Here is a 13,764-nt window from a genome sequence, read left to right as displayed (position 1 = left end):
TGATATGAATCTATTAAAATAATAAGCCAACGATCGTTGCTGATAAGAAACTTACTAATGTTGCACCGAAAAGTAATTTCAAACCAAATCTTGCGACTACATTCCCTTGCTTTTCATTTAAGCTCTTAACTGCCCCTGCAATAATTCCAATTGAAGAGAAGTTTGCAAATGAAACTAAGAATACAGATATAATCGCTGTCGTTCTATCTGAGAAATTAAAGTTTCCTTGTGCTAAATCTGTCATAGCGACAAATTCATTTGATACTAATTTTGTTGCCATAATATTTCCGGCATTAACTGCTTCATGCCAAGGTACACCCATAATAAATGCAAATGGTGCAAATACATAACCAAGAATTTCTTGGAATGAAATACCGATTACACCTTTAAATACTGCATTAATGAATGCGATTAAAGCAACGAAACCGACTAACATAGCTGCTACTGTAATTGCAACTTTAAATCCATCTATAATGTATTCCCCTAATACTTCAAAGAAAGTCTTTTTCTCTTCTTCTTGTACTTCTAACATATCTTCTTCTTCAGTAACTTCATAAGGGTTAATGATAGAAGCGATAATAAAACCACCGAATAAGTTAAGCACTAAAGCGGTTACAACATATTGTGGTTTTAATAACACCATATACGATCCAACGATAGACATTGAAACGGTAGACATTGCAGATGCACATAATGTATACATTCTTTTCTCTGGCAATAATCCTAGTTGTTTCTTAACTGAAATAAACACTTCAGATTGTCCTAAAATCGCAGAAGCAACAGCGTTATATGATTCTAGTTTCCCCATTCCATTTACTTTACTTAATGCTAGACCGATAGATTTCACAATAATAGGTAATACTTTAATGTGTTGCAAAATACCTATTAAAGCTGAGATAAATACGATTGGCATTAATACACTTAAAAAGAACGAAAACTCTTTTTGATTTACTAATCCACCAAATACGAAATTCACACCGTCAGCGGCATATTTTAATAGCTCTCCAAAACCATCTGCTATTCCGCTAATTAATATATTCCCTACACTTGTATTTAATAATAAAAACCCCAAAATGAATTGTAATATAACCATCGTTATGATTGGGCGATATTTGACTTTCTTTCTATCATTACTAGCAAGCCAAGCGATACCTAAAATCAATACGAGGCCAAAAATACCGATTAAATATTTCATAAGCCGTCTCCTCCCATCCGTATCCGCTTACATTTTTTTCAATTGTTAAAGCAATAGATACACTTTACTTTGTGTATCTATTGCTTTTGACTTCATTAATGTTTAGTAGTTATCTGTAGCACCTTTTGCATCATTTAATACGATTGCAACACTAGCACTTGCTCCAACGCGAGAAGCTCCTGCAGCTACCATTTTGTCTGCATCTTCACGTGTACGAACGCCACCAGATGCTTTTACACCAACGTTTGGTCCAACTGTTTTGCGCATTAATGCGATGTCTTCAGCAGTTGCTCCGCCAGTTGAGAATCCAGTTGAAGTTTTTACGAAGTCAGCACCAGCTTTTACTGATAATTCACAAGCGCGTACTTTCTCTTCATCTGTTAATAGGCAAGTTTCAATGATTACTTTTACAAGAGCTTTTCCTTTTGCTGCTTGTACTACTTCATAAATATCTTTTTCAACGAACTCATTGTCACCGTCTTTTAAAGCGCCTACGTTGATTACCATGTCAACTTCAGTTGCACCTTTTGCGATAGCATCTTTTGTTTCAAATGCTTTTGTTTCAGTAGTGCTTGCTCCTAATGGGAAACCGATTACAGTACAAACATCTACATCATGTCCAGCTAATTCGTCAGCAGCTAGCTTTACCCATGTAGGATTAATACAAACTGAAGCGAATTTATATTCCTTTGCTTCTTCGATTACTTTCATAACATCTTCTTTTGTAGTATTAGCTTTTAAAATTGTATGGTCAATTAACTTTGCAATATTCATTATCTTCACTCCTCATATCTTTTAACAACTTCATTCTAACCCTTAGTTGAACAAATGTAAATACACTTTTGAAATTTTGTTCATTCTTTTCGAAAAGGAATTTTCTTGCAGTAAATAAAGCGCATTCTAACTAAGAAACAATTCATATTTAAAATCAAAACTTTTATATTAACAATGGTAGTATGTATCTCAATATCCATAATTATTTTTAAAAAGGCAATTTGTATTCAAAAAACACTCCCATAATTCATACATAACAAAATAAAAGGCTTTCTCAAAATTAACATCTTGAGAAAGCCTTTTATTTTTAATCTTTTTGATAATGTAACAATTCCTTCGCCGTATGCTGATCAATAATTAATACATTTGCATACCCGCCACGTAACGCACCATCAATTGATTTTATTTTTCTATTACCACCGGCAACTAAAATAGAGCGTTTCTTTAATTTCAGTTCTTCTAACTCAATTCCAATAGTCCGCTTATTAATTTCTTCACTACTAATATTTCCGTTCCCATCAAAGAATCTTGAACAAATGTCACCGACCGATTGTTTTTTGAGTAAACTCGTTTCATCCTTATCAAAATAACCTAATCGGAATAATAGTGCTTCGTCTCGCACTGTTCCTACAGTGAAAATTGCAATATTCGCTTGTTTCCCCATTTCGATAATGTGATGGATATGTCGATCCTGCTCTACTAATTCTTTTGTCACTGCATTATCAAATATAACTGGAAGGGGTAGATTTCTTGGCGTCGTTTGAAAAGCATCTGCAAATAAAGCAATCGTTTCATTCGCATATGTATTTACACTCGAATGACTAATACCACCTTTTAACTGAACAACTTCTACACCTTTTACATGTTGCGGTACGATTTTTCTAGCGATTTCATACATCGTCATTCCCCAACTTACACCAACGATATCACCGTTTTTAACCGTCTTTTCCATATACTCAGCTGCATATTTACTAATATACTCTGTAATCGTTGCATATTCTGGCACTGGTGAAAAAACGACATGCGCCTCTAATAAGTTGTACTTTTCTTTCAGTAAATTTCCAACGTTATCTAAATCAGCAAATGGATCGGCTATGCTAATTTGAACAAATCCTTTTTCTTTCGCGTACTTTAATAATCTAGAGATAGTCGGCCTTGAAATATTTAATTTATTAGCAATTTCCTGCTGACTATAATCTGATTGATAATATAATCTTGCAACTTCAACGCTTAATTGTTGTTTATCTTTATCCATAGTAACTCATTACATATCCTTTCCTGTATTTCCTTTTCGTTACAAGCATTATACAGCTTTATGCAAGAAATTTCGACTACCGAATTTTATCCGCCTACACTGCTACTTCACTTAATGTATGCAATGACACTTTAATCAATGGTTTTTTGTCCATCCCCCTACCGATTATCAGCCCGCCCCTCATAATGTAAGATTTTTTCTTATAAAGCAAACCGGTCAGGTTATTGAGGAACTTATTTTTAAAGTTCAAATTAGATACGTGTGTAAAATTAGTATGAAGGTATGAAATCAATTGTAAAATGGTAGTTTTAGAATAAGTAAATAAGAGAAATAACCACTATTGATTATTTCTCTTTTCATATACATATTTATTTTTGGAAAAACAATCTAACTCCAAATACTAATAATACTGCGCCCGTAATACCCTCTATTGTACGGTTCACTCTTTCTTTTCTTAGAAAAGTTCTTAATTGGCGTATGAGTGAGATATACAGTAAATACCATATTGCTGTCAAAGTCGTAAATGTGACTCCTAATACAAGAAATTGGAGGAAATGATTTTGATTACTTACAATAAATTGGGGTAAAAAACTAAGGAAAAACACAGCAGTTTTTGGGTTTAAAATTGCCGTAGTAAATCCTTGTCTAAAGCTTTTAATTGCCCCAATATCCTTAGAGTCCATTTCTACTGAACCTGACATATCTTCTTTTTTATGTAAAGCACTTTTAATTGACTTCACAGCTAAGTAAATTAAATAAAAAGCCCCAGCATATTTTATAAATGTAAATAACATAGCAAATTTCATTAGGATGGCAGAGAGTCCTAGCGTAGCCATTATTGTATGAATCATCATTCCAGATATCGTTCCTAAGACAGTCTTTATCCCACCATTTTTACCATGCGAGATAGTGTTTTTTGTAACTAGTGCAAAACCAGGACCAGGCATTATTATGATTAACATTGCTGTAAGGATAAATAACAAATAATTTTCCATGTTCTAGTACTTCCTTTCCAATTTTTAATTTTGCTTACAGTATAGCTTTTTTCATTAAAACATTAAATATAAAAAGCTTGATCAGAAGTTTATCTAAGTTATTAGTATCGATTTGATTAAACATGACCCCAAAGCTACATTAACAAAAAACATGGCAAGTTTATATATCAAATTACAAGTCCAACTCTCACAAAAAAGGATGAAAAATAAACAGCGGAACTAGTCCACTGTTTACTTCGCCACGCCTTCATGTAATTTTTCTGTATAATCTTTTACATCTTTCCAGCTATCTTTTGCTGTATTTAAATCTTCTTTTATGAAGGTAAATTCTTCAGGACTGATTCCTTTTACGTTTTGTAGTAAATTATTGTATTTTGCCCCTACCGTATACCATTGATTTGATATATTTTGCAGTGCTGTAATTGCTGCATCAATTGTTTCTGTCATGTTTGTTGTTTTATTTTTCACATCAGTCAAAATTGCAACTTCTGCTTGTGCTCCAGAAATTCTATCTTTTAAATTGGCTATTTCTCTTTCTGCATTTGCGATATCTTTTTTCGCAATGGCAATCATCGGTCCGCCAGCAAGACATGTTATTAACGCTACGCAAAGTACACCACCAGCAATGACCATATCATTACTCTTTTTTATTGAATCGTTATATGTATTTATTTGTTGCTCTAGAGCTGGAATGCCAGCATTCGTACTTGCCAATATCGCTGTTAATTGATTTGTATCCTCTTTAAAACTATTTGTGTCTTTCGCCATTCTATCGCGAAAAGCTTTCAAATCCCTTAATAATACATCTACCTCATTTTGATTCTTTACAATATCTGCATACAACTTTTCTAAATCCGCTTTTAATTTTCCGCTATCCTTTTGATCAATCGCTATTAGCATGCTATTATAATACGCTTGAAAAGTATTATTGTAATTAATAATATTTTGATCTGTTTTCATAATTTGAGGCTTCATATAATTTAACCAATACGCTGCATTAGTTTTTGCATCTCTTTGGTGCTGAATCATATTTCCTTTAAACTCACTATTAATGGAACTTATTTTACTCAAATCAGTCTCTTGCTGATTTTGAATTAATTTTGCATATGAATCCATTGCAAATATGCTCGATGTCGTTTGCGCCATAACATCTTGGAATCCAGCTGGCCCTAGAGAATAGTTTTTCGCATTTTCTTGCAATGTTTTTACGTTTTGTTCCGCTGCAAAAGGATGTAAAGGAAGCACATTACTCGTTGCCACTCCAGCAATCATTATTGCTAAAAGACATTTCTTATAAAATCTTTTCTCCATACTTTTCACCTATTCTCTTTATAAAGGTATAAAAAGCTCCTGCCCACAACTGAACAGGAGCTTCAAATCATTCATCAATACGTAACGCTCTAACGATTCGTATTTGATTAAGCTTTTTTCGTATCTACTACTTTAATATCTTCAGCATAAATCTTTTCTGCATAGTCTTTAATGTTTTTCCAGCTATCTTTCGCAATGTTTAAATCTTCTTTAATGAAAACAAGGTCATTCGGACTAATTGAATCTACATTTTGAAGTAAAGAATTGTATTTTGATCCCATTGTATACCATTGATTTGAAATATTTTGCAACGCTGTAATTGCAGTATCTATTGTATTTGTTAAATACTCCGTTTGTGTTTTAATGTTCGTTAACCCAGCTACTTCTAATTGAGCAGTTGTAACTTGTCCTGTTATTTTTTGAATTTCAGCTTGTGCATTATCAAGTTCTTTCTTCGCTAATACGATACCAGCTGTACCACCGCCTACAGCTGCTGCACCACCTGCAATTAATGCGACTCCTAGCGGCGTTCCTGCACCTGTAGCAATAACTACTGCACCACCAATAATTGCAATTGGCCCTAGAGCTGTCGCAACAGATGAACCGATAATAATTGCATTATATTTACTAATTGCTTCATTGTACGTTGTAATTTGATTTTGCAGAAGCGGAATTCCAGCATCTTGACTAGCTAATATAGATGTAATTTGATTTGCATCACCTTTGAAGTTTTGCGTATCGGACGTCATTTTGTTTCGGAATTTCTTCAAGTCTTCTACTAGCTGATCTACTTGCGCTTTATTTTCATTAATACTACTTGATAATCTAGTTAAACCTTTCGTAAGAGTTGCTTTATCCTTTGCATCTACCGCAGCAACTAAAGTATCATAATAGTTTTGGAATTTCGTATTGTAATTAATAATATTTTGATTCGTTGAAATAAGCTGTGGTTTTAATACATCTAACCATTGCTTCGCATTTCCTCTAGCTGTATCCTGGTGCTGAATTACTTTCCCTTTTAAAGCCGCATCAACAGACGATACATTACCAAAGTTAACATTACCTTGTTTAATAATTGTTAAAGCGTACAGATCCATTACTAAAGCGTTTGAACCTGTTCTTTCCATTGCATCTTTTAAGCCTTCTGGTCCTAATGAGTATTCCTCATAGTCATTATAAGCTTTTGCTACCGCATGAACTGGAGCCTGTTTCACTGCACTTTCAGCTGCATACGTATGGGCTGGCATGATGTTTCCTGCTGCAAATACTGCCATAAGTGCTGATAGAGCCATTACTTTATAAGGTTTTTTTGTCATTTTTCTTCTCTCCCTATATCGTTACTTATTTTTAATGTACTTCAACGTTTGTAACGTAATCTTCAAATTGATTTGTTTGCTTATTCATTTCATCACTTACTTTTTTAATTTGGTTGAAATGTTTTTGTAGTAAACTACTGTCTGTATACGTGCCTTCTTCAACATTCTTTTGAATTTGGATCATATTACTATTTAAAACTTTCCAATCCGTTAATAACGTTTCTAAAGTTGAGATTTGGCGATCAATTAGTTCTGTAAAGCTACTTACTTGATCTTCGACGAATGTAATTTGTGTTGCCTCTGCTTCAGTTTGTGATAACTTTTGAATAAGTGGTAATAGCTCTTTTTGCTTTTGCTGAATGCGAAGAGCTGCTTCTCTCGTTTGGCTATCTGCAGCATTTACAATTTCATTACTTAAAGTACCGATAGAAACGAAATCAATTGTTTTCGTTTGTGCAGTTTGATTTGTAATTGTAAATACTTGTTTACCGATATTAATAGAACCTTTAATAATTTCTTGAGGTCTATTCAAAATAGTCGTTAATTCCGCTTGAATTTCCCCTTGAATTCTTTTAATATCTTCTCGTAATTTCACAATATCTCCACTTGATCCTTGTAGCGTTTTTATCGCTTCATCAGCTTTAATTGATAAGTTGCTACTATCTTTGTCTAATACCGTTTTAAATCGATTTAACTCAAATAAGTCTTGCTCCATACTCTCTTGGATGCTTTGTACTTGCAATTGTAATTTTCCATATGCACTTGTAAAATCTGCTTTTGCCTTTTCATCTTCATTTATGTTTCCTGCTAGTTCATAGAGCTTACTATAATAACTATTAAATCTAGTACTATATCTCATCATCTCTTGATTTAAGTCGATTAGCTTCGGATTATATTCATCAATCCACTCTCGTACATTTGCCTTTGCAAACTTTTGATGATTTGTTAAGCTACTCATAGCATTTACCTTAATGTCTGGCTGTTGTAAAATAACTAATCCGTATGCTTGTATAAGTGGTGACTGTGATCCTAACATTCTAATTGAATTGGATAATGTATTTGGAGCAATTACATTTTGTGCATATACTGTTTTCACTTCTGTTTGCCCCTCCTTAGCGTAAGCGCTTACAGGAATAAAACAACTCGTAGATACTGCTGTAACCAATAACCCTGTAATTAAAGTCTTTTTCACTTTAACTCCTCCTATGTATTAGCAACTATTACTATCGCATTTTATTATTCTATTTTCTTGCACGTAATTTGAGATGGTTAAAATAGAGAACGTTCTTACCGTGATTCATGTACGAACCATCTCTCCCAACTTTTATTGCTACAGTACTCACTTATCGTTCTAAAACATTTCATATGTGATTAGTATGAATAACATTGTATAAAATTTCTATTTCATAGCCATTTCCACATTCACACAGTGAATGTATTACATAAAAATATTATTCATTTTAAGCTAAATAACGTACGCAAATATGAAATTTCGTTTTGTTTTCATGTAAGTTTTGTACTGTAAGGTCATTTAAACACAGCTATTTATCTATCGTAAAGAAGTATTTTAATTCCCTTTATTTTCAAGCTTTCCTGTCCTTATTTCAAAATATAATCCACTTCACTTTTTCAATTGAAATATCCATATATCACAACAAAAACTCCTACTTACTCATAGATATAAAAATTATATCAGTATATCTTTTAGGTTCATATGCAATTATGCATAGCGTATACACAAAAAGGATAGCTTCACTTTCGTAAAGCTATCCTTAAAAAATCTTCTTACTTTTTCAAATGATATGGAACTGTTGTAATAACAACATTTCTTTTATAGAGTAAATACGCACGAATGAGTAAACTAGACTGATTATGAAGAATGTTATGCCAACCTTTTTTCGGAATGAACTGTGGTATAACGACAGTAACTCGGTAATTTGATTCACTCGCTTTATATTGCACTGTATCAATAAACTTTGTTAGCGGTTGAATAATACTTCTATAGTGAGAATGTAAGGTAACAAGTCTTACTTCAGGTTGCCACTTCTTCCATTTCTCTTCAAATTTCTTTTCCTCTTCTCTGTCAAAAGCAACATATACAGCGATAACTTGATCTGCAGAAAGAGCCTTCGCATAGTTCAATGAATTTTCCACCACATGAGTCATGCCCGCTACAGGAACGACAATTACATTTCCCTCAATTGGAACAAGTGGTTCACAAGTTTTTAAACTTAATTGATCGCCCACTGCATCGTAATGCTTCTTAATTCTATGGAACAAGAAGATGATGGCAGGTAAGAAAATAAGGATTGACCAAACTTGTGCAAATTTAGTTAAAAAGAACATGCTCATTACGATAAAACTAATAACTGCACCAATTAAATTAACCGTTAATCTCAAAGCCCATCCTTCAGGTTTTTCACGAAGCCATTTTAATACCATACCCGTTTGAGAAAGTGTAAATGGAATAAATACACCTACTGCATATAACGGGATTAAATGTTCTGTTTGCCCTTGGAAAGCTACAATTAAAATAATCGAAGCTATCCCAAGTATAATAATACCGTTTGAGTAACCTAGGCGGTCTCCTCTAATCGTAAACATTCTCGGTATAAATTTGTCTTTTGCAAGGTTAACTGCTAATAGTGGAAATGCAGAATAACCTGTATTAGCAGCAAGAATTAATATTAAAGCAGTTGTACCTTGTATGAAATAGTACATGAAATTACGTCCAAAAGTTTGTTCAGCAATTTGTGAAACAACTGTTACTTCCTTACTTGGATTAATTCCGTAATAATAAGCTAAAAAGACAATTCCTGAAAATAAAACGGCAAGTAATGCACCCATTGCAAGCAATGTTTTCGCTGCATTGTTAGGTGCAGGATCCTTAAAGTTTGGAATTGCGTTAGAGATTGCCTCAACACCTGTTAAAGCCGAACTACCCGATGCAAATGCTCGTAGCAGTAAGAACAAACTAATTCCCGCAACCGGCGTTCCAATCGGCGTGTGTAAAGTCGGTGAAACGTGACCAGTTAAAATATTGTATATCCCTACCCCAATCAATATAAATAGTGCTAGAACGAATAAATAAACCGGATATGCTAAAACGGAAGCTGATTCCGTTACCCCTCTTAAATTTAAAATAGTAATCAATATAACAAATATAATCGCAATGATTACATTATGTGCATGTAAACTTGGAAAAGCTGATGTGAGCGCATCTGTACCTGCGGACACACTTACTGCCACAGTTAAAATATAATCGACTAATAAAGATCCTCCAGCTATTAACCCTGGATTCATCCCTAAATTTTCTTTTGATACAACATACGCGCCTCCGCCATGAGGATAAGCAAAAATAATTTGACGATAAGATAAAATAAGGGCTGTCAATAACACTAATACCCCAACAGCGATTGGAATTGAATACCAATAAGCAATCGCTCCAAGACCTGCTAAAGCAATTAAAATTTGCTCTGGTCCGTATGCAACCGATGACAATGCGTCAGAAGATAAAATGGCTAACGCCTTCGTTTTATTAAGCTTTTGCTCTCCTAACTCAGTTGATTTTAACGGTCTTCCAATTAAAAACCTTTTAATAGATGAAACCAATGCTATCCACTCTCCAATAATTTTGTACGAACGATTCTGCTAGTTACAGCGGATAAACAATTTCTTCAGAAAACAAAAATGTCTACAAGCCATAACGAAATAGACTTGTAGACATTATATTTTTTGTCGCACAAGCTCCACCTTCCTTCTCAATATAACGCTTACGAGGTTAGCTGTCGGATTCGGGCCTATGAGTAGCCCTACCTTTTTCAAGGATTCACCCCATTGGATTAAGTACTAATCCATAAGAACGGGTCCCCCGCACCATGCGGTTTCAGCGATTTAGAAAATTGAAACTGTGGATTATAATACTCCTTTATTTTCAAAATGTAAACAAAAATTTTGAAAAAGAAAAAAATAAAATGATTGCGCATAATCCGCTGGTAAATATACATAATGAATACTAAAAAACGATAAAGGAGACCCATATGTCTAAAGAAAAGAAGCCTATTTTTTCTGATTCCTATTTAGATGCATTAGCAAATGAAATTAATCAATTATACGGTAAACGTGAACAGGAAATAAATTTGACAGATAGAACGAAAAGAAATAAATAAGTTGTCATAAAAAAAGAAAGCAATACACTTATATATTGCTTTCTTTTTTATTTTTTCATACATCCAATTCTATTGCTGATTTGTTAAAGATCATTTCTTCATACACTTTTAAATTTTGATATACTGCACCCAATAATGGTGCTTCCATAGAAAACTGTTCTGCTACATCTAGTAAGTATCCTTGTATGTGCTTCCCTTCAATGGACGAACCTTTTTCCATATCACGCTGCATCGATGACTTCATATCATACGAAATTTTATCAATTGTTTTCATATGTTCCTGGGCAATATCTTCCTTAATTGGTGCCCCTATATATCTCATGATTTGCACACATTCTTCAAATAAGTTTTGAATAAAATCACGTCCACCTTCGCTTTCACGAATCGGTCCTATTGGTGCACGCATTAATGTTGTCACACCTGACATTACAGTAATAAATAAATATTTATGCCACATATCTTGCGTAATATTTTCACTTAAAACAAAACTAGATTTCGTACCTGCAAATGCTTTAGCAATATGCTGTTTTCTCTCTGAATCTTGAAACTTCATTTCTCCAAACAGAAGTCTGTTGGCAGCGCTAGTTTGTACAATTTCTCCTTGATCGTTTAACGTCGTCTCGATAAAACATAGACCGCCAATCACTTTCTCTTCACCAAATTCTTTTTGTAATAGTGATATATGAGCAATACCATTTAACAATGGAATGATGACAGTATTTTCACCTACAAACGGCTTCAAATCTTGAATCGCCTCGTTTAAGTGATACGCTTTTGTTGAAAATAAAATGACATCAAATGGAGAAGTTCGATCTTCTTTCGTTATTAATTTCGGTTGGAAGGAAAAATCCCCATTCACACTACGAATAACAAGTCCCTTTTCCTCTAATTGCTGTTTTCTTTTACTACGAACAAGAAACGTAACATCTTCCCCTTTTTCGACTAATCGGCCACCAAAAAATCCTCCGACGCCACCAGCTCCTAATACTAAAATACGCATACAACATCCCCCTTTTCAAAATACAATTTTATAACATGTAGTATACATAACATTATACATGTCCTCTACTAAATAAGCTGAATTTTCATTCTTAATCAAGTATAAAACAGTGGTTATTTTCAAATAAATTTGGGCATGTTGTTTTTATAGCATATATGAAAGGAAACAATGTAAATGGAGGCAATACAGACAATCGAGGAAAAAGATGTAGCAACAGCTATATTTCAATTTATATTCCCGTTTTCTTTTAAAACTGGATATGAACAAAATATGTTCCCTTTCTTACAGAAAAATGATTTTCGCCCTTTTCGACTCGATCATCTTGAAAATGAAAATACATACTACGGAAAGTTTCAAGTTTCACATCAAAATATGGAAGCATACTATCTTTCATTTACAAATAAAATTCTATTTCCTCAATCAGAGCACCAAAAAGGATTGCAGCGCTATTCTAAAGACCTTAACTTAACTGGACATTTAACAACAAATTTGATTTCCGTTCCATTCAAAATTCATTCTATTGACGTAACACTTTGTCCTTATGAGCTTGGCTTCTTAACAATTCGGACAGAAGTAGAAACCGCTCCAAACATGACATTGTCAGAAGCAATCGAATTTGCCGCCCACTTCCGTGTCCTTGAAACTAAAAATGATACAACTGAAACTATCTGTATTGAATGTAACGGAAAACAATATTCACAAGTAGAGAAGCTCATATTCGGCGATTTATTTCATGGCTTAACAGACTTCTTTGAGAAAAAGAGATTGCGGAGTTCTTACTTTCAAACATTCCCCTTCTTTGAAGATCAACGAATGTATGTACAAACTTTATTATCCATAAACAAAAAGTCAGACCTTCATGTAATCGATGTATACCGAGCTTCCAGTCTTTCCGGATTAACAGACAATGGCAAGCCCTATATTAGCGCAAATAATGTTCCTTATATTCAAGATTATTTAACAAAACATTCTTATCAAAGATGGGCTCCTAATCGCTACTTTATTATGGAAGAACATATTTTCACATGTATAACAAACGAGGATGAACACGAATTCGCTAAACTTGCTAGTCAAATGTACGGAGAGTTTTATTACGCTTTGTTATTAAATCTATTTCATAAAGTTGTTTTATTAAAGATGGCAAACGCTTATGCTGAACTAAACATTGATCAAGATACAAATGAAATAGAGAAATTAATTTATTCAATCAATTCATTTACAGCGAATTACTTTTCTTTAGAGTTAGTATCCCAATCACAGAGTGAAGATATTTTTTTCCGCTTAAGAAAACTATTTAATATTGAAGTACTTTACTCGAATGCAAAACAAAATCTCGATAGTTTGTTTAAATATCAAGAAAATGTCGCTTCTAAAAAAGATAGCCTTTTACTATTAATTTTAACGCTCTACTCTGTAGTAGGCCAAATGTTAGGGTTTACTATGATTGATCTTTTAAGAAACACCGATTCAAACAAAATCTCGTCGCCACTTGAATTTTTCGCACTTTTAATAGCAATCAGCGGCATAGTCATTTCATTTATTTTAGGCGCGCAAAGTTTATACCAATGGAGTCTACAACATAAACGAAGAAAATCATGGGTAAAACAAACTGTACTTTCTGCTGTGAAAGAGAAAGATGATAAGAAGTAAAGAAGGTTATTTTCAAATTACAAATACGTGGTACGCTTCAGTAAATGAAATTTTTATTAGCGATTTTTAAATTATATCGACTTACCGACAAAAACTGAC

Annotated in this window: 11 protein-coding genes and 1 riboswitch; of the genes, 2 read left to right on the top strand and 9 right to left on the bottom strand. The window is 33.5% G+C overall.

Annotated features, from left to right (window positions below; all coding sequences use genetic code 11):
* Positions 1-13 precede the first annotated feature (13 nt).
* From AC3WTA_RS16930 to AC3WTA_RS16895, 8 genes are all read right to left on the bottom strand, one after another.
* Complete coding sequence (locus tag AC3WTA_RS16930; protein ID WP_000876170.1) at positions 14-1,195, bottom strand: NupC/NupG family nucleoside CNT transporter; 1,182 nt, start codon at positions 1,193-1,195, stop codon at positions 14-16.
* Positions 1,196-1,297: 102 nt separating this feature from the next.
* Entirely contained in the window at positions 1,298-1,969 is a 672-nt protein-coding gene (deoC, locus tag AC3WTA_RS16925) for a deoxyribose-phosphate aldolase (RefSeq protein WP_001017440.1), read from the bottom strand.
* A 307-nt stretch (positions 1,970-2,276) separates the two neighbouring features.
* Positions 2,277-3,224 (bottom strand): DNA-binding transcriptional repressor DeoR, encoded by a 948-nt coding sequence (gene deoR, locus AC3WTA_RS16920; RefSeq protein ID WP_000356569.1) that lies wholly within the window; start codon positions 3,222-3,224, stop codon positions 2,277-2,279.
* Between the two features lie 368 nt (positions 3,225-3,592).
* Positions 3,593-4,219: a LysE family translocator gene (locus tag AC3WTA_RS16915; RefSeq protein WP_000432982.1), complete on the bottom strand. Its 627-nt coding sequence runs from the start codon at positions 4,217-4,219 to the stop codon at positions 3,593-3,595.
* A 231-nt stretch (positions 4,220-4,450) separates the two neighbouring features.
* Complete coding sequence (nheC, locus tag AC3WTA_RS16910; RefSeq protein WP_000415291.1) at positions 4,451-5,530, bottom strand: non-hemolytic enterotoxin NHE subunit C; 1,080 nt, start codon at positions 5,528-5,530, stop codon at positions 4,451-4,453.
* A 107-nt stretch (positions 5,531-5,637) separates the two neighbouring features.
* On the bottom strand, positions 5,638-6,846 hold the full coding sequence (gene nheB / locus AC3WTA_RS16905) for a non-hemolytic enterotoxin NHE subunit B (protein WP_000162959.1): 1,209 nt from the start codon (positions 6,844-6,846) through the stop codon (positions 5,638-5,640).
* 31 nt (positions 6,847-6,877) lie between these two features.
* Positions 6,878-8,038 (bottom strand): non-hemolytic enterotoxin NHE subunit A, encoded by a 1,161-nt coding sequence (gene nheA / locus AC3WTA_RS16900; RefSeq protein ID WP_000751846.1) that lies wholly within the window; start codon positions 8,036-8,038, stop codon positions 6,878-6,880.
* Between the two features lie 593 nt (positions 8,039-8,631).
* Positions 8,632-10,458: an APC family permease gene (locus AC3WTA_RS16895; protein WP_000254869.1), complete on the bottom strand. Its 1,827-nt coding sequence runs from the start codon at positions 10,456-10,458 to the stop codon at positions 8,632-8,634.
* Between the two features lie 143 nt (positions 10,459-10,601).
* Positions 10,602-10,748: riboswitch (cyclic di-AMP (ydaO/yuaA leader) on the bottom strand.
* Positions 10,749-10,886: 138 nt separating this feature from the next.
* Here AC3WTA_RS16895 and AC3WTA_RS16890 point away from each other — a divergent pair.
* The gene (locus tag AC3WTA_RS16890) at positions 10,887-11,015 is read left to right on the top strand and encodes a hypothetical protein (protein WP_000031869.1); all 129 of its coding nucleotides are present in this window, start codon (positions 10,887-10,889) and stop codon (positions 11,013-11,015) included.
* Between the two features lie 55 nt (positions 11,016-11,070).
* On the opposite strand, the gene panE is transcribed toward AC3WTA_RS16890, so the two are convergent.
* Positions 11,071-12,015, bottom strand: a complete 945-nt coding sequence (panE, locus tag AC3WTA_RS16885) for a 2-dehydropantoate 2-reductase (protein ID WP_001221915.1) — start codon at positions 12,013-12,015, stop codon at positions 11,071-11,073.
* Between the two features lie 174 nt (positions 12,016-12,189).
* Here panE and AC3WTA_RS16880 point away from each other — a divergent pair, with 174 nt between their 5' ends.
* Complete coding sequence (locus tag AC3WTA_RS16880) at positions 12,190-13,665, top strand: hypothetical protein (RefSeq protein ID WP_000387444.1); 1,476 nt, start codon at positions 12,190-12,192, stop codon at positions 13,663-13,665.
* Positions 13,666-13,764 lie beyond the last annotated feature (99 nt).

The sequence above is a fragment of the Bacillus sp. EB106-07-01-XG149 genome (genome assembly GCF_058791555.1).
Note: the sequence above shows the minus strand (reverse complement) of the source record. Positions and strands in the feature narration are given on the sequence as shown.